This window comes from Pantoea allii, assembly GCF_046529425.1.
Lineage (GTDB): Bacteria > Pseudomonadota > Gammaproteobacteria > Enterobacterales > Enterobacteriaceae > Pantoea > Pantoea allii.
The window spans coordinates 1258956-1281860 of sequence record NZ_CP125958.1 but is presented as its reverse complement, the minus strand read 5'-3'; the positions used below and the strand labels follow the sequence as shown (position 1 = coordinate 1281860).

Here is a 22905-nt window from a genome sequence, read left to right as displayed (position 1 = left end):
GGATGGCCGGGGCCATCCTCTTGTCAGACTGTGTTTTCAACAGAGCCTGTTATGCGTAAACCGGCAGACGCGCACAGATATCCAGCACTTTCTGCTTAGTGCGTTCAATGGTGGCTTCATCATTGACGTTGTCTAGCACATCAGCGATCCAACCGGCCAGTTCACGCACGTCCGCTTCTTTAAAGCCACGGCGCGTGACGGCTGGCGTACCAATACGCACACCTGAGGTGACAAACGGACTTTTCGGATCGTTCGGCACGCTGTTTTTGTTCACGGTGATGTTAGCACGGCCCAGCGCGGCATCCGCTTCTTTACCGGTCATGTTTTTGCTGACCAGGTCGATCAGGAACAGGTGGTTATAGGTGCCACCTGATACGATGTTGTAGCCACGCTCAATCAGCACCTCTACCATTGCTTTGGCGTTTTTTGCCACCTGCTGCTGGTAGACTTTAAACTCAGGCTCCATCGCTTCTTTAAAAGCAACGGCTTTACCTGCGATGACATGCATCAGCGGGCCGCCCTGTCCACCGGGGAATACGGCAGAGTTAAGCTTTTTGTACAGCTCTTCGTCGCCACCCTGAGCCAGGATGATGCCACCACGCGGACCCGCCAGGGTTTTGTGCGTTGTGGAGGTCACGATGTGCGCGTGAGGAACCGGGTTAGGGTAAACATCTGCAGCAATCAGACCCGCAACATGCGCCATATCAACAAACAGCCATGCGCCAACGCTGTCAGCGATTTCACGCATTTTAGCCCAGTCGCAAATACCGGAATACGCCGAGAAGCCGCCGATGATCATTTTAGGCTTGTGGGTTTGTGCCAGATCGGCCAGTTCGTTGTAGTCAATTTTACCGGTTTCATCGATACCGTAAGGCACGACATTATACAGTTTGCCTGACAGGTTAACCGGCGAACCGTGCGTCAGGTGACCACCGTGTGCCAGGTTCATACCCAGGATGGTATCGCCGGGCTGCAACAGCGCGGTGAAAACGGCAAAGTTAGCCTGAGAGCCTGAGTGAGGCTGAACGTTGGCATAGTCTGCGCCAAACAGGGCTTTAGCACGATCGATAGCCAGTTGCTCGACAATATCCACGTACTCGCAGCCGCCGTAGTAACGCTTGCCCGGATAGCCTTCGGCATATTTGTTAGTGAGCTGTGAACCTTGCGCCTGCATAACACGCGGGCTGGTGTAGTTTTCAGAAGCAATCAGTTCAATGTGCTCTTCCTGACGCACTTTCTCTTGCTCCATCGCCTGCCACAACTCGGCATCATAATCGGCAATGTTCATTTCACGCTTTAACATCCGCATCTCCTGACTGGCTATCTTTAAATCGGCAATTTACGCCCCCTGAGGGCGAAGGCTGACAGTGTAAACCGTTTTATCTGGGTAAGGTAGGGTGAATTCCCTCTTTTTACGCAAACGTTTGGCTATGGAATAGCAAAGCATTTTCACCACATTTTTTGCAATGCCTGCCCTTCAACATTATTCCTGACGATGAAACAGATTTCCTTCCATTTTGTAGCGAAAACCTGCCAGTTGCTGCCAACAAAAAGTAAGCGAAGATTTACAGCGTGAAAGAAGTGGATATAAGATGCATTTGAAATGCAACTTTAAACGAGGTGTTGTCATGCTTGATGCACAGACCATTGCTACCGTGAAATCCACCCTTCCCGCCATCGCCGCCTGTGGTCCCGATCTCACGGCACATTTCTATAACCGCATGTTTTCTCAACATCCAGAACTGAAGCATGTCTTTAACATGAATAACCAACGTAATGGCAGTCAGCGCGAAGCCCTGTTTAATGCGATATGCGCCTATGGGGCAAACCTAGAAAACCTGACGGCGATACTGCCTACTGTTGAAAAAATTGCTCAGAAGCACACCAGCCTCATTATTCAACCCGAGCAGTATGCAATTGTGGGTGAGCATTTACTCGCAACCATCAAGACACTGCTGAATCCGGGTGATGAGGCGCTGGCCGCCTGGGGCCGCGCTTACAACGTACTGGCAGAGGTATTTATTCAGCGTGAAGACGCCATTTATCAGGCGTCAGAACAGCAAAAAGGCGGCTGGCGCGGGAAGCGGGCGTTTCGCATCAGTGCGATTGAACAGCAAAGTGCCGTCATTAAAAGCTTTACCTTTACGCCTGTGGATGGCGGCCCGGTTGCAGCGTTCAAACCCGGGCAGTATTTGACGCTTCACTTACAGCCTGCGGGGTTTGAATATCATCAGATTCGTCAGTACTCACTAACCACAGCCAGCAACGAGAAAACCTACCGTATCGCGGTTAAACAAGAAGCGCTGGGGAGTGTATCAGGCTGGCTGCACCGGCATGCCGAAGTGGGTGACGAGGTGCAGCTGGCCGCGCCGCACGGCGATTTTTTCCTGCAGGTGCGCACGACGACGCCGGTCACACTCATTTCTGCTGGCGTGGGACAAACACCGATGCTGGCAATGCTGCACGCGTTAGCTGCACAACGCCATCCGGCGCCCGTCAACTGGCTCCACGCTGCCGAAAACGGTAAACAGCATGCCTTCGCAGAGGAAGTAAACACGACCGGCGCCCAGCTTCCTGATTTTGTACAGCACATCTGGTATCGCGCGCCCGATGAACAAGACGCAGGCCGCTATGATGCGCAAGGTGTTATGGATTTGGCGACAGTGTCAGCACGACTGCGGGATGTGAACACCCACTTCTACCTGTGTGGGCCACTGGGCTTTATGTCTTTTATCGTTAAGCAGTTGCATGCGGTGGGCATTGCGGCAGAAAGAATTCACTATGAGGTGTTCGGGCCGCATAAAGAGATGTGATCTCAGGACATAAAAAAGCCCGCAACAGGCGGGCTTCTGACTCAATCGTAATCAAATCGCTTCTTCGTCTTCTTCGCCGGTACGAATACGCACTACCCGAGCCACATCGAAAACAAAGATTTTACCGTCGCCAATTTTGCCGGTTTGCGCGGTGCGCATGATGGTTTCGACGCAGGTATCAACGATATCGTCCCCGACCACCATTTCAATTTTGACCTTGGGCAGAAAGTCCACCATGTACTCTGCGCCACGGTAGAGTTCCGTATGGCCTTTCTGGCGGCCAAATCCTTTTACTTCGCTCACGGTCATGCCGGTGATGCCGACTTCAGCGAGTGCTTCACGTACGTCATCAAGCTTGAAGGGTTTAATAATTGCATCGATCTTTTTCATGTCAGATCCTTTCCTCACGCCCTCCATGTGCAGAGGGATTTTTAAGTATAAATGTCGCTGGCAATGCCGCAGGCTTATTGGGGCAGAAAACTACTCTTTAAAGTCGCTGGCGTCCAGTTCATGCCGTGACAGCAGCTTATAGAATTCAGTACGGTTACGTCCAGCCAGACGCGCGGCGTGGGTGACATTTCCTTTGGTCATCTGCAACAGTTTGCGGAGATAATTGAGTTCGAACTGGTTTCGCGCTTCTACAAAGGTAGGCAACGCACTGTTCTCTCCGCTCAGCGCCTGCTCCACCAGCGCATCGCTAATGACCGGCGAGGAACTGAGCGCAACACATTGCTCAATAACGTTAACCAGTTGACGTACGTTACCCGGCCAACTGGCAGATATCAGGCGCTTCATCGCATCAACGGAAAAGCTGCGTATCTGTGGTTTGTGCCGTTCTGCCGCCTGACGCAGCAGATGGTTCGCCAGCAACGGGATATCTTCTGTGCGCTGATGCAGCGCCGGAATTTTCAGATTCACCACGTTAAGGCGATAAAACAGATCTTCGCGGAACTCTTTCTTTTCCATCGCCTTTGGCAGATCCCGGTGCGTTGCCGAGATAATCCGCACGTTGATATCAATATCATTGTTGCTGCCCAGCGGCCGGACTTTCCGCTCCTGTAACACGCGCAGTAATTTCACCTGCAGCGCAGGCGGCATATCACCGATCTCATCCAGAAACAGCGTGCCGCCCTCAGCGGCTTTAAACAGCCCGTCACGCGCGCTCACCGCACCGGTAAAGGCACCTTTGGCATGACCAAACAATTCTGACTCCAGAAGTTGTTCGGGTAAGGCCCCGCAGTTGATGGCGATGAACGGCTGCCCCGCGCGCGGGCTTGCCGCATGGATAGCCTGCGCCAGTACCTCTTTGCCCGTTCCGCTTTGCCCGTTGATCAGCACACTGACGTCTGACTGGGCCACCATATGTGCCTGTTCAAGCAAACGCAGCATCTGTGGGCTGCGGGTGACAATCGCTTCCCGCCAGCGATCGTCACTCACTGGCGCGCGCTGTGCCAGGGCCTCATCTATCGCTTTATACAGTGCGTCGCGATCGACCGGTTTGGTCAGGAAGCTGAAAACGCCCTGCTGCGTTGCAGCTACCGCTTCCGGGATCGAGCCGTGAGCCGTTAAAATAATGACCGGCAAGCCTGTATGACGCTTTTGAATTTCGCCAAATAATGCCAGGCCGTCCATTTCATCCATGCGCAGATCGCTGATGACCAGCTCGATTTTCTCTTTCTGCAAAAGTCGAAGCGCCTCGGGTCCACTGGCGGCGGTGGTCACCTGATATCCCTCACTGGTGAGGCGCATACCTAACAGTTTGAGCAGGCTGGGATCGTCATCCACTAAAAGCAGGTGTGCCGCATGTTTCACCATTACTGTTCGTCCTCTTGTGGCAGGGCCGTTCCGTGACTGCCGTCAGACATATCGGAGGTTTTGCGCGACGAAAGCTGGCGTTCGATATCGGTTAAACGCTCCAGTTTGCGCTGGGTATCACTGAGCTGCTGACGCAGTTTTATCTGCTGTTGACGCAGTGAATCTGATTGCGCATCGCTGCTCTGCTGTAAATGGGCGTAACGCGTACGCATGGCGCTTAACTCAAGCTGGGCAACCTGATTACTGCGCCAGAGCTGAATGAATGCCCGCAGGTTGGACGGAAACTGCTCACTGTAGCCATCGAGCACGTTGATGTAGTCACGACGCTCCAGCGGCGTCACATTGCCGTTTGCCATTAAGACGCCTTGCTTAAACGCTCGCGCCCAACTGTCCACCGGCCAGCGATGGGCCTCCGCGCGCGCTTCCGCGGGAGAAAGCCGTTCAGCACAGTCGATACTGCGCATCCAGTAAAGGGGATTCGTCATAGCGGCGCTATTTTCAATGCGCCAGATATCGCCGCAGTGCGTGGTGAGATAGTCAACCAGGCTGGCTTCAGGCACCACAACGTTGCCGCTGGCAGGCTGGGTTGTTGAGGTGACCGGGGATGAGGCACATCCACTGAGCATCATGCTGCTCAGGGCGCTTAAAATAATGACGGCGAAAAATTTCATGCTTCAGACTTTCCCGGCTGTGGTATTCAGTTCGATGCGAAAACAAACATCAGCGTCGTCGCAGGCAACCAGTTGCAGGCTACCGTGCATACGGCGCAGACAATCCTTTGCGATGCTTAACCCCAGTCCGCTGCCTTTAACCGGCCCTTTGCGCTGGTGACTGCCCTGGAAGAAAGGCTCAAAAATCATCTCCTGCTCATTTTCGGGAATGGGCGTGCCGCTGTTAGCCACCTCGATCACTATCCGGTCGTCCTGCTGGCGGCTGCGCAGCCAAATGTTACCGGATTCATTGCCATAGTTCACGGCGTTAGAGTAGAGGTTATCAATCACACTCATCAATAGCATAGGCTCTGCCTGGCAATCCGTTGCTTTGAGATCGATATCGACATGCATGAGTTTGGTTCGCGCCGTAAGCGCATGCGCGTTAACCACATCATGCACAATGTCATTCAGCTTCACCGCTTCTAGCGTAATCGGCCCATCGGCGACCTTACGGTTGTAATCAAGTAATTGTTCGATAAGGCGTTGCAGATGACGGCTGCTGTTATCCAGTATTGAGACAATTTCTTGCTGTTCCGGATTCAGTGCGCCCGCCACTTCATCCGCCAGCAGTTCTGTGCCTTCACGCAGGCTGGCCAGCGGTGTTTTAAGTTCATGTGAAAGATGACGTAAAAATTCATGGCGCTGGGTTTCCAGCCAGGCCAGGCGTTCACTTAACCAGATAATGCGCTGCCCCAGAGAGCGTAGCTCCCGCGGGCCACGAAACACCATACTGCTTCCCAGCTCACGTCCTTCACCAAGACGATTAATCATGCGTTCAACACTTTTTACCGGACCGATGATCATGCGGGTAAACAGCAGGGTTAACGTCAGACTGATGATAAACAGGATCAGCGCCTGCCAGCCGAAGAACTGGCCGCGATCGGCAATTTCACGCTGCAGCTGCAGACCACGGGCAAACACCACTTCTCGCGTATCCTGGACCAGCTGCACGTTCGTCGCTGAAAACTTTTCCAGTGCCTGAGCGGCGTGAGTTACGGGATTGCCGTTATCACATTGCAACGTTTCCAGTTGCGGCAGCGTGGCCTGCAGGGTTTTAAACGCCGGTAAATCAGGCAGGCTATCGGCATGGGAACTGAGCATCTGACTGTAGCGAATACGCTGCGTCTGATAAAGCTTTGCCAGCGACGTATCACCCAGCACGCAGTACTGGCGATAACTGCGCTCCAGCTCAATGGCGGTTCGAGCCATGGCCTCACTGCGCCTGACGTCGGTAAACGTATTGCGGTTGGTGTCGGCAGCCTGATTGCTTAACGCCGACAGGCTTTCCCAGGCCTGCCAGGCCAGCACCAGCAGCGGAAGGAGCACCAGCAAAAAGGCCATCAGCACCAACTGGCGCAGGGACCGGGGAAATAAACGCCATTTTTTCACGCGACAGCTTCCTTAAAGATACGCTTATCGGATGCTAGCGGAGTCAGCCCAGAGAAGGAAGAGGCAGAAAAGAAAACGGCAGGCGCGATGGCCTGCCGTTAGCGTGCCGCCCTGGCAGCACGTGAGAATGGGTGGAGCCTAACTCAACGTTGCGTCCGATGCTTGATAACGATGCAGAACATACGATTATCGGTGTGGTGGACGACAGGCTCCGTTTGGTGCGTCATTCGGGCTTTATGAGCTCTACCCGCAGCGCGGTGGCAATCATAAACAGGTGAATGAGCAGCGTGTTAAGTATAGCAAGGTTCATGCCAACAATGAAAGGCCCTTTATTTTCAGGGCATTGGCTGCCAGTTTACCTCTTAACGCTTCGTTCCGGACCGTCTGGTCTGCTAAAAGTGTCGCCAAATACCAACACAATTTTGTCGTTCAGAATCTGCTGAGAAAAATCATCAAGATAGATGTCACCCATTAGCGACAAAAAAAAGTGACGGCTGTCTCCTTTTGCCAACAACCGCGCCATAAAAAATGGGAGGCCTGAGCGCCTCCCATTTTTTTTACAGCAATTAACCTAATTGTTTACGCACGTTACGGAAAATACGCATCCAGGGGCTGTCTTCACCCCACTCAGCCGGGTGCCATGAGTTGCTGACCGTGCGGAACACGCGCTCAGGGTGCGGCATCATAATGGTGACGCGCCCGCTCTCGTTGGTCACGGCGGTGATGCCGTTTGGCGACCCATTCGGGTTTGCCGGATAGGTTTCTGTCACCTTACCTGCGTTATCGACATAACGGAGCGCCACCAGCCCTTTGGACTCGAGGGCGGCAAGATGCGCCCCATCGCGAACCTCAACGAAGCCCTCGCCGTGCGATACGGCGATTGGCATACGTGAGCCGGCCATACCGTCTAACAGTAACGACGGGCTGGCAGCCACTTCAACCAGGCTGAAGCGCGCTTCAAAACGCTCTGACTGATTACGGACAAAGCGTGGCCACAGTTCGCTGCCGGGGATCAACTCACGCAGGTTAGACATCATCTGGCAGCCGTTACAGACACCGAGCGCCAGCGTTTGTGGGCGATGGAAGAAGGATGCGAACTGATCGCGGACGCGTGGGTTAAACAGAATGGATTTTGCCCAACCTTCACCGGCCCCTAATACGTCACCGTAAGAGAAGCCGCCGCAAGCCACTAACGCCTGGAAACGTTCCAGATCGATCCGTCCGGCGAGCAGGTCACTCATATGAACGTCAACCGCAGTAAACCCGGCGCGATCAAAGGCGGCGGCCATTTCCACATGGGAGTTAACCCCCTGCTCACGCAGGACGGCAACGCGTGGACGCGCACCTGTGGCAATCATTGGTGCTGCAACGTCTTCTTCTGGCTTGAATGTCAGGCTGACGTTCAGACCCGGATCGTTGTTATCCTGCTTTGCCTGATGTTCCTGATCGGCACAGGCTGGATTATCACGCAGACGCTGCATCTGCCAGGTGGTTTCGGCCCACCAGGTCCGTAAGGTGTTACGGCTTTCGCTATACACAGCACTCTCGCCAGAACGAATCACAAAGCGGTCGCCCGGCTTCGCACATCCCAGCACATGGCTGCAGTGCGCCAGACCGTGCGCTGCAAGAATCTGCTCTACTGCCTCACGATCGGCGGCGTTGATTTGAATGACCGCCCCCAGCTCTTCGGTGAACAGCGCAGCCAGCGCATCGCTGCCCAACGCCGCGATATCGACGTCAATGCCGCAGTGACCGGTAAAGGCCATTTCCGCCAGGGTAACAAGCAGGCCACCATCTGAACGGTCATGGTAAGCCAGCAGTTTTTGTTGGCTGACCAGCGCCTGAACGGCATTAAAGAAGCCCGCCAGTTGCTGTGCATCACGCACATCTGCAGGCTTGTCGCCCAACTGACGATAAACCTGAGCCAGTGCCGTCGCGCCTAAGGTGTTAGCGCCGTTACCAAGGTCGATCAACAGCAGCAGGTTATCCTGATCTGCCACCAGCTGTGGCGTCACGTTGCGGCGCACGTCTTCTACACGGGCAAACGCGGTAATCACCAGAGACAGAGGCGAGGTCATTTCGCGCTGTTCGGTGCCTTCCTGCCAGCGGGTTTTCATCGACATGGAGTCTTTACCCACCGGAATGGTGATGCCAAGTGCCGGGCACAGCTCTTCACCGACGGCTTTTACAGCGTCATACAGGCCAGCGTCTTCACCCGGATGGCCTGCTGCCGACATCCAGTTAGCCGAAAGTTTCACGCGCTTCAAAGAACCGACCGGCGTGGCCGCAAGGTTAGTCAGTGCTTCACCGACGGCCAGACGGGCGGAGGCGGCAAAGTCGAGTAGCGCCACAGGGGCGCGCTCGCCCAGCGCGAAGGCCTCACCATGGTAGCTGTCGAGGCTGGCCGTTGTTACGGCACAGTTGGCGACCGGGATCTGCCAGGGGCCGACCATCTGATCGCGCGCCACCATGCCGGTTACGCTGCGGTCGCCTATGGTGATCAGGAAGGTTTTTTCCGCCACGGTCGGCAAGTGCAGCACACGGTTCACCGCATCCGTCAGCGTGATGCCGTCGCGCTGGAGTGGGTGCCCCTGAGCCTGCTGTTTCACCACATCGCGGGTCATTTTCGGGGTTTTCCCCAACAACACATCCAGCGGCATATCAATCGGGCTGTTAGAGAAGTGGCTGTCTTCCAGCGTCAGATGCAGCTCCTCGGTGGCTTCACCAATAACCGCATAAGGCGCACGCTCACGCTGACAAATAGCAGCAAACTCGGCCAGCTTCTCTGGGGCGACGGCCATCACATAACGCTCTTGTGATTCATTACACCAGACTTCAAGCGGGCTCATTCCCGGTTCGTCACTGAGGATATCGCGCAGGTTAAAGCGGCCACCGCGACCACCATCGCTGACCAGTTCCGGCATCGCGTTGGACAATCCGCCTGCGCCCACATCGTGGATAAACAGAATGGGGTTGTCATCGCCCAACTGCCAACAGCGGTCAATGACTTCCTGGCAACGGCGCTCCATTTCTGGATTGTCACGCTGCACTGACGCAAAATCGAGATCGGCATCGGACTGACCCGACGCCATTGATGATGCAGCACCGCCACCCAGGCCGATATTCATCGCCGGCCCACCCAGCACGATCAGTTTGGCACCCACGGTGATTTCACCCTTCTGCACGTGATCGGCACGGATATTTCCGATACCGCCAGCCAGCATAATGGGTTTGTGGTAGCCACGCAGTTCAGTGCCGTTGTGGCTGTTAACCTGCTCTTCGTAGGTACGGAAGTAGCCGTTTAAGGCTGGACGACCAAATTCGTTGTTAAACGCCGCGCCGCCCAGTGGGCCTTCGGTCATGATATCCAGCGCGCTGACGATGCGCGCAGGCTTGCCAAAATCCTCTTCCCATGGCTGTTCAAAGCCGGGAATACGCAGATTCGATACCGAGAAACCGACCAGGCCAGCCTTCGGCTTTGCGCCTCGTCCGGTTGCGCCCTCATCACGAATCTCACCGCCGGAGCCGGTTGCCGCGCCAGGCCAGGGGGAAATCGCGGTGGGATGGTTGTGGGTTTCAACCTTCATCAGAATGTGCGCCGCTTCCTGGTGATAGGCGTATTCGCCTTTCTCAGCATCCGCGAAGAAGCGTCCCACCTCAGAGCCTTCCATGACCGCAGCGTTATCTTTGTAGGCTGACAGAACATAATCCGGTGTTTGCTCGAAGGTGTTTTTAATCATTTTAAACAGCGATTTAGGCTGTTTTTCGCCGTCGATAATCCAGTCAGCGTTAAAAATCTTGTGACGACAATGCTCAGAGTTCGCCTGGGCAAACATATAAAGCTCAATGTCGTTTGGATTGCGCCCCAGTGCGGTAAAGGCAGCCAGCAGATAATCAATTTCGTCTTCTGCCAGCGCCAGTCCCAGCGTCATATTGGCTTCAACCAGCGCCTGACGGCCTTCACCGAGCACATCGACGCTTTTGACCGGCTGAGGTTCATGGTGAGCAAACAGCTGCTCGGCCTGATTGAAATCGCTGTACACCGTTTCCATCATGCGGTCATGAAGGAGCGCCGCCAGCGCCTGCCACTGGGTTTCCGTCAGTTCAGGCGCCTGGACATAAAAGGCCATGCCGCGTTCCAGACGACGCACCTGCGAAAGATCGCAGTTGTGGGCAATGTCAGTGGCTTTCGATGACCACGGTGAAATGGTGCCAGGACGCGGCGTCACCAGCAGTAAACGCCCTTGTGGCGCATGTTCAGCGAGAGAAGGGCCGTACTTGAGCAGGCGCTGCAGACGGGACGTTTCATCCTCGCTCAGCGGCGCGCTGACATCGGCAAAATGGACGTACTCAGCGTAAATATCACTCACCGGCAGATGAGCGTCCTGAAAGCGGGTCAGCAGTTTGTTTACACGAAATGCCGACAGGGCGGGCGAACCACGCAGAATTTCCATCATAAGATCTCTCGTCTTCGAAGCGCCGGGCGACGCTTCATTGGGCGCAACAGGGGAAAACGGGGCGTATTATAGAGAAACCCACTCCGCGACGAAACCGTTTGCGCAAAATTTATGGCCAACAAGATTTGCCTGAAATTTGCGCAAAACTTGCTTTATAAGTTGCTCTACCTGAGTTTGTTGCGCAAAATGCCCCTCGCTCTGGGAGTTAAAACAAGATCAATACTGCCTTAAAAGACAGAGGCCTTGGAGCCATCGAGAGATAACTATTTGAAACGCCTAAAATTTAATTATCTGGTTATCGGTCTTCTCACCGTGCTGCTGGCTTTGGCACTGTGGCCGTCCATCCCCTGGTACGGTGGTGGACAAGATACGATCTCACAGATTAAATCACGGGGAGTGCTGCGCGTCAGTACCGTAAACTCGCCGTTGACTTACTACACCGTGAACAAAGCACCGGCCGGGATGGACTACGAGCTGGCGAAGCGTTTTGCCGATTATTTGGGCGTGAAGCTCGACATAACCGTGCGCGCTAACCTCAGTGACCTGTTTGATGCGCTCGACGATGGCAAAGCCGATTTGCTGGCGGCGGGCCTTATCTACAACGATGAGCGCCTGAATCGCTATCAAACCGGCCCCGGTTACTACAGCGTTTCGCAGCAGCTGGTTTATCGCGTGGATAAACCCCGGCCGAAAAACCTGGGTGACCTGAAGGGACGGCTGGTGGTTGCCTCAGGATCGGCCTACCTGTCGACGTTAAAGAGCGCCAGGACAAAGCAGTATCCCGATCTCGACTGGGCCATTTCGACCGATCAAAGTCCAAAAGCCCTGCTGGAAGCCGTGGCAGAAGGCAAGCTGGATTACACGATTGGCGATTCCGTAACGATTGCCCTGCTTCAGCGCATTCATCCTCAGTTAGCCGTTGCCTTCGACGTCACGGATGAAGAACCCGTTACGTGGTACCTGCCCCATGACAGTGATGACAGCCTGAATGCTGCGATGCTGGATTTCTTTAACAGCATGGGAGAAGAAGGCGCGATGGCCCGACTGGAGGAGAAATACCTTGGTCACGTCGGCACCTTCGACTACGTAGATACGCGCACCTTCCTGCGTTCCATTGATAACGTCCTGCCTGACATTAAGCCGCTGTTCGAGAAGTATGCCAATAATATCGACTGGCGATTACTGGCAGCCATTTCCTATCAGGAATCGCACTGGAATCCGCAGGCAACCTCGCCGACCGGCGTGCGCGGCATGATGATGTTAACGCGTAACACCGCTGACAGCGTTGAAGTGGGTGACCGTACCGATCCCGAGCAGAGTATTCGTGGCGGGAGCCAGTATCTGCAAAACATGATGGAAAAGGTGCCACAAACCATTCCGGAAGATGAACGTATCTGGTTTGCGCTGGCGGCGTATAACATGGGCTATGCCCATATGCTGGATGTGCGTAAGCTCACCGCGAAACAGGGCGGTAACCCGGACAGCTGGGCTGACGTGAAACTCCGTTTACCCATGTTGAGTCAAAAGCGTTACTACACGCAAACCACTTATGGCTATGCGCGCGGGCAGGAAGCCTACAACTACGTAGAGAATATTCGCAAGTATGAGATTAGCCTGGTGGGCTATTTGCAGGAGCAGGAAAAACACCTTGCCCAACAGGCCGCTCTGGAAGCGGAGATGGGCAAAGGTTATCCTGCCGTCACGCCCGAGGTGGCAATGAACTAACTGTCGCGCTGCGCCTGACGCAGCGCTTTTTGTTGCTGGCGGCGCATACGGAAAAAATCGCTCAGCATCCCCGCGCACGCCTCTTCCAGCACACCGTGATGCAACGCCACCTGATGGTTCATGCCCGGATGGCCTAACACGTCAATCAGGGAGCCGGCTGCGCCGGTTTTCACATCGTGCGCCCCATATACCAGACGACCAATGCGAGCATGCACCATCGCCCCCGCACACATAATGCACGGCTCCAGCGTAACGTAGAGCGTGGTATCAAGCAGGCGATAGTTTTCCAGCACTTTTCCGCCCTGACGTAGCGCCATGATCTCCGCGTGGGCCGTGGGATCGTGCTGCCCGATAGGCCGGTTCCAGCCCTCGCCTATCACCCGCTCTCCCTGAACCAGCACCGCGCCCACTGGCACTTCGCCCTGCTCCCATGCGCGCTGCGCCAGGGTAAGCGCACGGCGCATCCAGTATTCATCTTGTTCTTGAGTCACGCAGACCACTCCCGGCAGCAAAAAAGCGGCGCATTATACCCATCACGCCCGGAAAACCGAAGCGCGATGGCCGTTATTCCAGCTGCTGTAATTCACCAACCGGCGTGACGCGCCAGCGATGCTGGCAAAAGAACAACAACGGGTTGTCCTGTTTGCTGTCGCTGTAACCGCTATAAAGCTGCAATGGCGTACCGATCTGCTCTTCCAGCTGAACGACTTTTTCGTGACCGAGGCAGCGCATTTTCAACACACGTCCTCCTAAACCGCGCTGCATCTGGCTGGCGATCAGCTTTACTCGTGGCAAAAACGCGGAGTCATAATAGACCTGTTCAACCAGAGACTGAGGGGACCCTGTAATCAGCCACACATCTGCATCATCGCTGCTGAGGTATTCACTGAGGCGTTTTTGCACCACGGGAAAGGCTTTAACGCGTTGCCGAAACCATTGGGCGAATTCGGCCTCCAGGCGCAACAGGGTTGCTTCAGAGCGGCCAAAGGTAATCGACCACAACAGCAAACTCATCGGCCAGCGCGCGGCACGTCCCTTGACCAATAATCCTGCGCCCACCACCGGCAGTAACGGCACCACCAGCAACACATTCAGCGGCTTGCGACGCAGTAGATAGCGCATGAAGGTGCCAAACATGTCCTGTTGGTGCAATGTGCCATCAAGGTCGAAAAACACCACGCGACGTTGTATATCGTTGGTCAAACAACACTCCTTTTTAACGAATATGCATCAACAGCCTCTATTGTAGTCATCTTCGTCCAGCGAGGCGATGACTGTCATTTTTTATTCCAGTGACTACAATGCCCATTGAATCATTTATTCCATGCGGAACATCCGCTAAATCACAAGGATTGAGCATGAGTTCATTGCTGCGCATTCGCCAGCTTTATCCCTCTCTGGCGCTGAACGAGCGGCGGCTGGCGGATTTTTTACTGTCACAACCGGATCGGGCACGGCATTTAAGTTCGCAAAAGCTGGCGGAAGAGTCAGGGGTCAGTCAGTCGAGCGTGGTTAAGTTTGCGCAAAAGCTGGGATACAAAGGTTTTCCTGCGCTCAAACTGGCACTGAGTGAGTCACTGGCGGATAAAGATGCCATTACTGTGCACAATCAGATACTGAGTGACGATCCGCTTAAAGCGGTTGGCGAAAAATTGCTGACGGAAAAACTCTCGGCGATTCGTGCGACGCTGGATATCAACAGTGAAGAGAAATTAAATGCCGTCCTGCAGTTGCTTAAACGCGCGCGCCGTATTTTGCTGGTCGGGATTGGTGCGTCAGGCCTGGTGGCAAAGGATTTTTCATGGAAGCTGATGAAAATCGGTATCAATGCGGTGGCGGAACAGGATATGCACGCGCTGCTGGCCAGCGTGCAGGCGATGTCAGCCGGCGATGTGCTGCTGGCGATTTCCTATACCGGCGAACGGCGCGAGATTAATCTTGCCGCGCAGGAAGCCGTTCGTGTGGGCGCGGATGTGCTGGCATTTACCGGCTTTACGCCGAATACACTTCAGCAGTGCGCTACGCATTGCCTGTACACCGTGGCAGAAGAGCAGAGCACACGCAGCGCCGCCATCTCGTCCACCACCGCTCAGTTGGCGTTAACCGACCTGCTTTTTATGGCGCTGGTGCAGAACGATCCTGAGCGCGCATCCAGCCATATTCGTCACAGTGAGGCGCTGGTTAAGAAGCTGATTTAGGCAGAAAGCCAGGCTCACTAAGCGTAGATAATATGCTAAGCATATAATGCAAGAAGCCAGCGATAACGCTGGCTTCTTGCAATGCTGTGAATACTAACCAAACCTTAAAAGACTAGCTACGACTCAGATCTTGCGTAGAGATTGGTAAATACTGGCCCATCCCTGTAGTCGCTGATTCGACTGCTGCCTTGTTTTTTGCTACCAGATAGAAGGTTTCAGCCGTAGGTTGCTGAGCGTGATCCGCAGAATAAAGGGCAAATTTTACGACTTTCTTTCCACCTTCATACTTGCATTCCATATCCCAGCTTATCGTTGTTCCTTGCGTTGCTTTACATTTACCCTTTCCATAGGTGTACTGCAGGAAGTTATTCGTTTTATTTTCCGCCGACGCAACGAAATCTGGCCGAGATCCGCCTGCTGAGAGGCTTGCATAAGCTGTTGTTGCAGCCAGAACAGCCACGCCTGCTATTAAAAGAATTCTTTTTTTCACCTGACACAATCCATCGATATTTTTGATGAGTGGATTTTATCGGAAAAATCCTAATCACGCATCTGTTCTCACTCATTTTATGACAAGATATTTCTACTGAGCGCATTTTTTGTGTAAACCTTACAAAACCTGCGGAGATAACTTCCAGCGGTTCTAAAGCCTTTGCTTATCCTGACGTCTAAAACTTCAACTAAAGAAAGTTAATTTCTTTAGCTCTGAGCATACCGAACGCGATAAGAACCATATAAATCAATGTGTTATTGATTTTATTTTGGTCTTTCAGGATTTTACCTATCAGCATCATTTTTGCGTTAAACAGAATATGATACTGTCTGGCGGGCTTAGGGCGGCAAACAAAGGCTCATGGCCATTGATTTCGGACTTATTCCTGTAGCGCTAATAGCGAAAGTTGCGCTGAGACATTTTGGCGTATTTTACTGCCGATAATGGCATAAAAGACCAACATAATTTATCAATTAAGAAACCACAATGGCTTTACTGATTACCGAACGCTGTATTAACTGCGATATGTGTGAACCTGAATGCCCGAACCAGGCGATCTCAATGGGTGAGTCGATATATGAGATTGATGTGAGTCGCTGTACCGAATGTGTTGGTCATTACGATGTGCCAACCTGCCAGAGCGTTTGCCCTATCGATAACACGATCATCATTGATCCACAGCACATCGAATCACGCGATGCGCTGTGGGATAAGTTTGTACAGCTAGATGGTTAGCTTTCGATAATCACCGTGGCGCAGGCATAGTGACGCTCGTCCGCCAGGGTGACATGCACATGTTGCACGCCCAGCCGTTGCGCCATCTCAGCAGCATGATCGAAGAAGCGCAGCAGCGGTTTACCCAGCGCATCGTTATAAACTTCAAACTGGTTGAAAGCCAGCCCGCCACGAATGCCGGTGCCGAACGCTTTTGCTGCCGCCTCTTTGACCGCAAAACGCTTAGCCAGAAAGCGCACCGGCTGAAGGTGCTGCTGGTACTGCTGCCATTCGGCATCACTGAGCACACGGCGTGCCAGACGGTCACCTGAGCGTGAAATCACGTCGGCAATACGCGCTATTTCGACGATATCGCTACCCAGTCCTAAGATAGCCATTAACGACGCGCTTCCCGCAGCAGCTGTTTCATCTCTTTCACCGCCTCAGGCAGGCCGCTCATGACGGCGCGTCCAATAATCGCATGACCGATGTTCAGCTCATGCATTTCCGGCAGTGCGGCAATCGGCAGCACATTGTGATAGGTCAGGCCATGTCCGGCGTTGACTTTCAAGCCACGGCTGGCCGCAAAGGTCGCGGCCTGACGGATACGTGCCAGTTCAGCCTCGCGAGCCGGGCCTTCGGGCGCTTCTGCGTAGGCACCGGTATGAATTTCAATATAGGGCGCACCGCTGGTCACCGCCGCCTCGATTTGACGATGATCGGCATCGATAAACAGGGACACCAAAATGCCCGCTTCGCTGAGTTGTTTCACCGCCGCGTTGAGTTTTTCCTGTTGTCCTGCCACGTCCAGCCCGCCTTCTGTGGTGACTTCCTGACGCTTTTCCGGCACCAGGCAGCAAAAATGCGGTTTGATTTCACAGGCGATAGCCAGCATCTCCTCGGTCACTGCCATTTCGAGATTCATACGCGTTTCAATGGTATCGCGCAGGATGCGGACATCTCTGTCGGTTATGTGGCGACGATCTTCGCGCAGGTGCACAGTGATGCCGTCCGCTCCCGCCTGTTCAGCGATAAACGCTGCCTGTACCGGATCGGGATAATGGGTTCCACGTGCGTTGCGGACGGTAGCGATGTGGTCAATATTCACGCCTAACAGTAACTCAGCCATGACAATCCTCGGTTCATTATGGTCATTGTGCTGAGTGTACCGCGCAGAGATAAGGCCAGGCTACGGGTCAGAGCTCTGTCTCGTCAGAAATAGTCGGCTTTTTTTTCGGTGTGAACTGGCGAAAAAGCTCCTGGCTTTTTAGCGGTTTACCGCCCAGATAGGGTTTAAGCGCCATGCGGGTGAAACGCTTGGCTGCACGCAGGGTTTCTGCGTCGGGGAATTCTCGGGTAAACAGCGCCTGCAGCTCGCGACCGGTGAAACTACGCTGGTTCAGCACCAGGCTGGCAATAAAGCCCTTCTCTTCACGATAGCTGTAGGTCATGGTTTCGCTGACCGGTTCGCCGCTGCCCGCGCAGTGCAGGAAGTCCACGCCGTAGCCAAGGTGTCCCAGCAGCGCCAGCTCAAAGCGACGCAGCGCCGGTTCGGGTGAACCTTCGGCCCCCGCCAGCATCTGGATGCATTGCAGGTAGTCAAAAAACAGATCAGAGAAGGGAATGTGCTGTTCCAGTACCCGAGACAACAGCTCGTTGACGTACAGGCCGCAATAAAGCGTGATACCGCTGAGAGGTAAGGCAAGGGAGACCGCTTCAGCGTTGCGCAGGGTTTTTACGTCCCCGCGCCCGCTCCAGCGCACCAGTAAAGGCGTAAAAGGCTGTAACGTGCCTTTTAACTGCGAACGCCGTGAACGTGCCCCTTTTGCCAGAACACGAACGCGGCCTTCACTTTCACTAAACAGGTCAAGCAGCAGGCTGGTCTCGCTGAAAGGGCGACTATGCAGCACAAAGGCGCGTTGCCAGCCTTCCATTTAATCAGAGATCGTCTGTGTAACCCAGGCTGCGCAACGCACGTTCGTCGTCCGCCCAGCCGGATTTAACTTTAACCCACAGTTCAAGATGCACTTTCGCGTCGAACATCTCTTCCATGTCTTTACGCGCTTCAATACCAATGGTTTTGATTTTGGCACCTTTGTTACCAATCACCATTTTCTTCTGCCCTTCACGCTCCACCAGGATCAAACCGTTGATGTCGTAACCGCCGCGCGCATTCGACACGAACTGTTCGATTTCAACCGTGACCGAGTAAGGCAGTTCCGCGCCCAGAAAACGCATCAGCTTTTCACGGATGATTTCTGAGGCCATAAAGCGCTGAGAGCGATCGGTGATGTAATCTTCCGGGAAATGATGGTCAGACGCCGGCAGATGCTTACGGGCAATAGCCGCAATGGTGTCGACATTTTTACCGTTTTCTGCGGAGATCGGCACAATATCGATAAAGTTCATCTGCTGGCTAAGGAACTGCAAATGCGGCAGCAGAATGCTTTTATCCTGAATATTGTCGATTTTATTAATTGCCAGCACGACAGGCACTTTGCCATCGCGCAGCTTGTTTAATACCATTTCGTCATCGGGCGTCCAGCGCGTGCCGTCCACCACAAAGATGATGAGTTCAACGTCACCGATAGAACTGCTGGCCGCACGGTTCATCAGGCGGTTAATCGCCCGCTTCTCTTCCATGTGCAACCCTGGCGTATCCACATAGATCGCCTGATAGGCGCCTTCAGTATGGATGCCCATAATGCGGTGACGAGTGGTTTGCGGCTTACGCGATGTAATCGAGACCTTCTGCCCCAGCAACTGGTTCAGTAAGGTGGATTTGCCGACGTTTGGTCGGCCAACTATCGCGACAAAGCCGCTGTATGTAACGTTTTCGCTCATTCGAATCCTGAGGTTTTCAGCGCCGGTTGCGGCGCCGGGATAAAACTATTCCAGACCAAGTTTAATCAGCGCCTGTTCGGCTGCTGCTTGTTCAGCTTTACGGCGGCTGGAACCTACGCCCACCACCGGCTCTGCCATGCCACTCACCTGACAGTGAATGGTGAATTCCTGATCGTGGGCTTCGCCACGTACCTGCACCACTAAATAACTTGGCAGTGGCAGATGCCGCCCTTGCAGATACTCCTGCAGGCGCGTTTTGGGATCTTTTTGTTTGTCACCCGGACTGATTTCGTCCAGGCGCGTCTGATACCAGTCGAGGATCAGTTTCTCCACCGTCTGAATATCACTGTCGAGGAACACGCCACCAATCAGCGCCTCTACGGTGTCCGCCAGAATGGATTCACGGCGGAAGCCCCCGCTTTTTAATTCGCCAGGGCCTAAACGCAGGCATTCACCCAAATCGAACTCACGCGCCATCTCTGCCAGAGTGTTACCCCGCACCAGCGTGGCACGCATACGGCTCATATCCCCTTCATCCACGCGTGGAAAACGGTGATAAAGCGCGTTAGCGATCACATAGCTGAGGATGGAATCGCCTAAAAATTCGAGACGTTCATTGTGTTTACTGCTGGCGCTTCGATGCGTCAGGGCCTGCTGTAAAAGTTCAGAATGTGTAAAAGTGTAGCCCAGTTTACGCTGAAGCTTGTTAATCAAGATGGGGTTCATGCGATTCCAGTTCTGTTTTGCGTCTGTCACTCTGCATACCAAACAGGGCTGGAAAACCAACACATTCTGTTTGGTGTGCAGTGGCCCCCAAATGGAGGCCACCCTATTTGCCTGACGGTCAGGCTACGGTTAGTGGATACCACCAATACGACTGAGTCGTACGCCGGTTGGCCACTGACCTTCTTGTTTTTCGAAACTCATCCAGATGGCGACCGCTTTACCCACCAGATTGCGCTCGGGCACAAAGCCCCAGTAGCGGCTATCGGCGCTGTTATCACGGTTATCGCCCATCATGAAATATTGTCCCTGCGGCACAACCCAGCTAGCCTGCGGCTGACCCGGCTGCTGATAATACATGCTCGCCTGGCTTTGTGCTTCGGTTACTAACAGAATGTCATGCGTCACATCGCCCAGCGTTTCTTTGCGCGTTGCCAGACGTAATCCGCCCTGCATGCTGTCATTCAGCGGTAACTGATAGAAACCATTACCCGCTTCATTGCCGTCAAACCCGCTGAACGTCTGAACAAATTTGCTGGGTTCGATATTGCTGTATGTCACAGGCAGCGCTTTGCTACAAGGTTTGCCGTTATCGCAGGCCGGGTTAATGGTCAGCGTTTTACTGTATGGATCGTACGTGACCCGATCGCCAGGCAAACCGATCACGCGTTTGATGTAATCCAGGCTGGGATCTTTCGGGTATTTAAATACCGCGATATCACCGCGTTTTGGATGCCCGGTCGGGATCAGCGTCGTTTGCGTAATCGGGTCTTTAATCCCGTAGGCAAACTTCTCGACCAGTATAAAGTCACCAATCAGCATGGTTGGCATCATGGAACCGGACGGGATCTGGAATGGCTCATAAACAAAAGAACGCACAAAGAACACCACGGCCAGCACCGGAAATACTGATGCTGCGGTTTCAATCCAGCCCGGCTTAGGTGCCATCTTCGCCAGCGCTTTGCTGTCGAGTGAATCCCCGGCCTGCGCCTGCGCCGCCGCCTGCACCGCACGCCGCTGTGGTGCCCACTTAATACGATCAATCACCCAAAGAATACCGGTAATCAATGTCGCTATCGCCAGTATCAGGGCGAACATATTAGCCATTTGAGATCCTTATTTGCTGTCTTTTCCGACATGCAGAATGGCGAGGAATGCTTCCTGCGGCAGCTCAACGTTACCGACCTGCTTCATTCGCTTCTTACCATCTTTCTGCTTCTGCAACAGCTTTTTCTTACGACTGACGTCACCGCCATAACATTTGGCGAGAACGTTCTTACGCAGCTGTTTAACGGTCGAGCGAGCGATAATGTGGTTGCCGATAGCCGCCTGAATCGCAATATCAAACTGCTGACGTGGGATGAGTTCTTTCATTTTCTCAACCAGATCACGTCCACGATAAGGTGCGTTTTCACGGTGGGTAATCAGCGCCAGCGCATCAACACGTTCTGAGTTAATCAGAACGTCGACGCGCACCATGTCAGAGGTCTGAAAACGTTTAAAATTATAGTCCAGTGAGGCATAGCCACGTGACGTTGATTTCAGACGGTCAAAGAAGTCGAGCACCACTTCGGCCATCGGAATTTCATAGGTCAGCGCCACCTGATTGCCGTGGTAAACCATGTTGGTCTGGAAGCCACGTTTCTCGATGCACAGTGTGATGACGTTGCCCAGGTACTCCTGAGGCAGCAACATATGACACTCGGCAATGGGTTCACGTAACTCTTCGATATTATTGAGCGGTGGAAGCTTTGACGGGCTATCGACATAGACCACTTCGCCGCTCGTGGTTTGCACTTCGTATACAACTGTCGGTGCGGTTGTGATCAGATCGAGATCGTATTCACGTTCCAGACGCTCCTGAATGATCTCCATATGCAGCAGACCCAGGAAGCCGCAGCGGAAACCAAAGCCCAGTGCCGTTGAACTTTCGGGTTCGTAGAACAGTGAGGCATCATTCAGACTCAGCTTGCCCAGCGCATCACGGAAGGCTTCATAATCATCAGAGCTGATAGGGAACAGACCGGCATAAACCTGCGGCTTCACTTTTTTAAAGCCCGGTAAGGCTTTATCAGCCGGATTACGTGCGGTTGTCAGGGTATCGCCCACTGGCGCGCCAAGAATATCTTTGATGGCGCAGACCAGCCAGCCAACTTCGCCGCAGTTGAGTTCATTGCGATCAACCCGCTTCGGCGTGAAGATGCCCAGTCGGTCAGCATTGTAGACCTGACCGGTGCTCAGTACCTTAATTTTATCGCCTTTACGCATGGTGCCGTTTTTTACGCGCACCAATGATACGACGCCAAGATAGTTATCAAACCAGGAGTCGATAATCAGCGCCTGCAGCGGGGCTTCTGGATCACCTTCTGGCGGCGGAATGTCGCGGACTAAACGCTCCAGGACTTCAGGAACGCCCACGCCAGTTTTGGCCGAGCAACGCACAGCGTCGGTCGCATCAATTCCGACGATGTCTTCGATTTCCTGAGCAACACGATCGGGATCGGCAGCGGGCAAATCGATTTTATTCAGCACCGGCACGACTTCCAGATCCATCTCAAGTGCGGTATAGCAGTTGGCCAGGGTTTGTGCTTCTACGCCCTGTCCGGCATCAACCACCAGCAATGCGCCTTCACAGGCTGCCAGTGAGCGGGAAACTTCATATGAGAAGTCAACGTGTCCCGGTGTGTCGATGAAATTGAGCTGGTAAGTTTCGCCGTCTTTCGCTTTGTAATCGAGCGTTACGCTCTGCGCTTTAATCGTAATGCCACGTTCACGCTCCAGGTCCATAGAGTCAAGAACCTGTGCGGCCATCTCGCGAGCAGTTAATCCGCCACAAATCTGAATCAAGCGGTCAGAGAGCGTGGATTTACCATGGTCAATGTGGGCGATGATGGAGAAATTTCTTATGTGCTTCATTTATAGGAATATCTTCACGTAGAGAATCAGTTAGGAACCTGAGCACAGACACATTCAGGAAGATCGCTCTTAACCCACAATCCTGTCAGCCTCATTAATGACGAC

General features: G+C 53.7%; 20 protein-coding genes. 4 read left to right on the top strand and 16 right to left on the bottom strand.

Annotated elements, in window-relative coordinates:
- Positions 1 to 49 precede the first annotated feature (49 nt).
- Complete coding sequence (glyA, locus tag QNH99_RS06360; protein ID WP_172896743.1) at positions 50 to 1303, bottom strand: serine hydroxymethyltransferase; 1254 nt, start codon at positions 1301 to 1303, stop codon at positions 50 to 52.
- A 325-nt stretch (positions 1304 to 1628) separates the two neighbouring features.
- Here glyA and hmpA point away from each other — a divergent pair, with 325 nt between their 5' ends.
- Positions 1629 to 2813, top strand: a complete 1185-nt coding sequence (gene hmpA / locus QNH99_RS06355; RefSeq protein WP_410517452.1) for an NO-inducible flavohemoprotein — start codon at positions 1629 to 1631, stop codon at positions 2811 to 2813.
- Positions 2814 to 2864: 51 nt separating this feature from the next.
- On the opposite strand, the gene glnB is transcribed toward hmpA, so the two are convergent.
- The 5 genes from glnB to purL all read right to left on the bottom strand — a co-directional run bounded on the left by glnB (position 2865) and on the right by purL (position 11187).
- Entirely contained in the window at positions 2865 to 3203 is a 339-nt protein-coding gene (gene glnB / locus QNH99_RS06350; protein WP_003848647.1) for a nitrogen regulatory protein P-II, read from the bottom strand.
- 90 nt (positions 3204 to 3293) lie between these two features.
- The gene (gene glrR, locus QNH99_RS06345; protein WP_063880584.1) at positions 3294 to 4628 is read right to left on the bottom strand and encodes a two-component system response regulator GlrR; all 1335 of its coding nucleotides are present in this window, start codon (positions 4626 to 4628) and stop codon (positions 3294 to 3296) included.
- Positions 4628 to 5299: a two-component system QseEF-associated lipoprotein QseG gene (qseG, locus tag QNH99_RS06340; protein WP_063880585.1), complete on the bottom strand. Its 672-nt coding sequence runs from the start codon at positions 5297 to 5299 to the stop codon at positions 4628 to 4630. The genes glrR and qseG overlap by 1 nt, the downstream gene beginning before the upstream one ends.
- A 3-nt stretch (positions 5300 to 5302) precedes the next feature.
- A complete protein-coding gene (locus QNH99_RS06335; RefSeq protein ID WP_410517451.1) occupies positions 5303 to 6730 on the bottom strand; it encodes a sensor histidine kinase in 1428 nt (475 codons plus the stop codon).
- A 566-nt stretch (positions 6731 to 7296) separates the two neighbouring features.
- Positions 7297 to 11187 carry a phosphoribosylformylglycinamidine synthase gene (purL, locus tag QNH99_RS06330; protein ID WP_410517450.1) on the bottom strand — a complete coding sequence of 1297 codons (3891 nt, stop codon included), beginning with the start codon at positions 11185 to 11187 and terminating at the stop codon, positions 7297 to 7299.
- A 267-nt stretch (positions 11188 to 11454) separates the two neighbouring features.
- Between purL and mltF the strand changes: the two genes are divergently transcribed.
- On the top strand, positions 11455 to 12912 hold the full coding sequence (mltF, locus tag QNH99_RS06325) for a membrane-bound lytic murein transglycosylase MltF (protein ID WP_410517449.1): 1458 nt from the start codon (positions 11455 to 11457) through the stop codon (positions 12910 to 12912).
- Here mltF and tadA read toward each other — a convergent pair.
- Both tadA and yfhb read right to left on the bottom strand, forming a co-directional pair.
- Positions 12909 to 13403: a tRNA adenosine(34) deaminase TadA gene (gene tadA, locus QNH99_RS06320; protein ID WP_096012804.1), complete on the bottom strand. Its 495-nt coding sequence runs from the start codon at positions 13401 to 13403 to the stop codon at positions 12909 to 12911. The two genes, mltF and tadA, sit on opposite strands and share 4 nt — an antisense overlap.
- Before the next feature lie 73 nt (positions 13404 to 13476).
- Positions 13477 to 14115 (bottom strand): phosphatidylglycerophosphatase C, encoded by a 639-nt coding sequence (gene yfhb / locus QNH99_RS06315; protein ID WP_063880590.1) that lies wholly within the window; start codon positions 14113 to 14115, stop codon positions 13477 to 13479.
- A gap of 155 nt (positions 14116 to 14270) precedes the next feature.
- Between yfhb and QNH99_RS06310 the strand changes: the two genes are divergently transcribed.
- Positions 14271 to 15110, top strand: coding sequence for a MurR/RpiR family transcriptional regulator (locus tag QNH99_RS06310; protein WP_063880591.1), 840 nt, complete (start codon positions 14271 to 14273; stop codon positions 15108 to 15110).
- Between the two features lie 112 nt (positions 15111 to 15222).
- Here QNH99_RS06310 and QNH99_RS06305 read toward each other — a convergent pair whose 3' ends face one another.
- Positions 15223 to 15600 carry a hypothetical protein gene (locus tag QNH99_RS06305; RefSeq protein WP_145394923.1) on the bottom strand — a complete coding sequence of 126 codons (378 nt, stop codon included), beginning with the start codon at positions 15598 to 15600 and terminating at the stop codon, positions 15223 to 15225.
- Between the two features lie 489 nt (positions 15601 to 16089).
- On the opposite strand from QNH99_RS06305, the gene QNH99_RS06300 reads away from it, so the two are divergent.
- Complete coding sequence (locus QNH99_RS06300) at positions 16090 to 16338, top strand: YfhL family 4Fe-4S dicluster ferredoxin (protein ID WP_063880593.1); 249 nt, start codon at positions 16090 to 16092, stop codon at positions 16336 to 16338.
- Here the strand turns inward: QNH99_RS06300 and acpS are convergent.
- From acpS to lepA, 7 genes are all read right to left on the bottom strand, one after another.
- Positions 16335 to 16715 carry a holo-ACP synthase gene (gene acpS / locus QNH99_RS06295; RefSeq protein WP_063880594.1) on the bottom strand — a complete coding sequence of 127 codons (381 nt, stop codon included), beginning with the start codon at positions 16713 to 16715 and terminating at the stop codon, positions 16335 to 16337. The genes QNH99_RS06300 and acpS overlap by 4 nt on opposite strands.
- Positions 16715 to 17446 (bottom strand): pyridoxine 5'-phosphate synthase, encoded by a 732-nt coding sequence (pdxJ, locus tag QNH99_RS06290; RefSeq protein ID WP_096012801.1) that lies wholly within the window; start codon positions 17444 to 17446, stop codon positions 16715 to 16717. Before pdxJ ends, acpS begins: the two co-directional genes overlap by 1 nt.
- A 67-nt stretch (positions 17447 to 17513) precedes the next feature.
- Positions 17514 to 18251 carry a DNA repair protein RecO gene (gene recO / locus QNH99_RS06285; RefSeq protein ID WP_410517448.1) on the bottom strand — a complete coding sequence of 246 codons (738 nt, stop codon included), beginning with the start codon at positions 18249 to 18251 and terminating at the stop codon, positions 17514 to 17516.
- Between the two features lie 4 nt (positions 18252 to 18255).
- Positions 18256 to 19161 (bottom strand): GTPase Era, encoded by a 906-nt coding sequence (era, locus tag QNH99_RS06280; RefSeq protein ID WP_241567950.1) that lies wholly within the window; start codon positions 19159 to 19161, stop codon positions 18256 to 18258.
- Between the two features lie 45 nt (positions 19162 to 19206).
- Positions 19207 to 19887 carry a ribonuclease III gene (rnc, locus tag QNH99_RS06275; protein WP_014594336.1) on the bottom strand — a complete coding sequence of 227 codons (681 nt, stop codon included), beginning with the start codon at positions 19885 to 19887 and terminating at the stop codon, positions 19207 to 19209.
- A gap of 129 nt (positions 19888 to 20016) precedes the next feature.
- Complete coding sequence (gene lepB / locus QNH99_RS06270; protein ID WP_096012800.1) at positions 20017 to 20991, bottom strand: signal peptidase I; 975 nt, start codon at positions 20989 to 20991, stop codon at positions 20017 to 20019.
- Between the two features lie 9 nt (positions 20992 to 21000).
- Positions 21001 to 22800 carry a translation elongation factor 4 gene (lepA, locus tag QNH99_RS06265; RefSeq protein WP_063880599.1) on the bottom strand — a complete coding sequence of 600 codons (1800 nt, stop codon included), beginning with the start codon at positions 22798 to 22800 and terminating at the stop codon, positions 21001 to 21003.
- Between the last annotated feature and the right edge of the window lie 105 nt (positions 22801 to 22905).

What these genes read in the sequence shown, in the direction of transcription:
- QNH99_RS06310 (WP_063880591.1), top strand. Translation starts at nt 14,271, where the DNA reads ATGAGTTCATTGCTGCGCATTCGCCAGCTTTATCCCTCTCTGGCGCTG.
- rnc (WP_014594336.1), bottom strand. Translation starts at nt 19,887, where the DNA reads ATGAACCCCATCTTGATTAACAAGCTTCAGCGTAAACTGGGCTACACT.
- glyA (WP_172896743.1), bottom strand. Translation starts at nt 1,303, where the DNA reads ATGTTAAAGCGTGAAATGAACATTGCCGATTATGATGCCGAGTTGTGG.
- hmpA (WP_410517452.1), top strand. Translation starts at nt 1,629, where the DNA reads ATGCTTGATGCACAGACCATTGCTACCGTGAAATCCACCCTTCCCGCC.
- lepA (WP_063880599.1), bottom strand. Translation starts at nt 22,800, where the DNA reads ATGAAGCACATAAGAAATTTCTCCATCATCGCCCACATTGACCATGGT.
- glnB (WP_003848647.1), bottom strand. Translation starts at nt 3,203, where the DNA reads ATGAAAAAGATCGATGCAATTATTAAACCCTTCAAGCTTGATGACGTA.
- era (WP_241567950.1), bottom strand. Translation starts at nt 19,161, where the DNA reads ATGAGCGAAAACGTTACATACAGCGGCTTTGTCGCGATAGTTGGCCGA.
- qseG (WP_063880585.1), bottom strand. Translation starts at nt 5,299, where the DNA reads ATGAAATTTTTCGCCGTCATTATTTTAAGCGCCCTGAGCAGCATGATG.
- pdxJ (WP_096012801.1), bottom strand. Translation starts at nt 17,446, where the DNA reads ATGGCTGAGTTACTGTTAGGCGTGAATATTGACCACATCGCTACCGTC.
- recO (WP_410517448.1), bottom strand. Translation starts at nt 18,251, where the DNA reads ATGGAAGGCTGGCAACGCGCCTTTGTGCTGCATAGTCGCCCTTTCAGC.
- glrR (WP_063880584.1), bottom strand. Translation starts at nt 4,628, where the DNA reads ATGGTGAAACATGCGGCACACCTGCTTTTAGTGGATGACGATCCCAGC.
- QNH99_RS06300 (WP_063880593.1), top strand. Translation starts at nt 16,090, where the DNA reads ATGGCTTTACTGATTACCGAACGCTGTATTAACTGCGATATGTGTGAA.
- acpS (WP_063880594.1), bottom strand. Translation starts at nt 16,715, where the DNA reads ATGGCTATCTTAGGACTGGGTAGCGATATCGTCGAAATAGCGCGTATT.
- lepB (WP_096012800.1), bottom strand. Translation starts at nt 20,991, where the DNA reads ATGGCTAATATGTTCGCCCTGATACTGGCGATAGCGACATTGATTACC.
- purL (WP_410517450.1), bottom strand. Translation starts at nt 11,187, where the DNA reads ATGATGGAAATTCTGCGTGGTTCGCCCGCCCTGTCGGCATTTCGTGTA.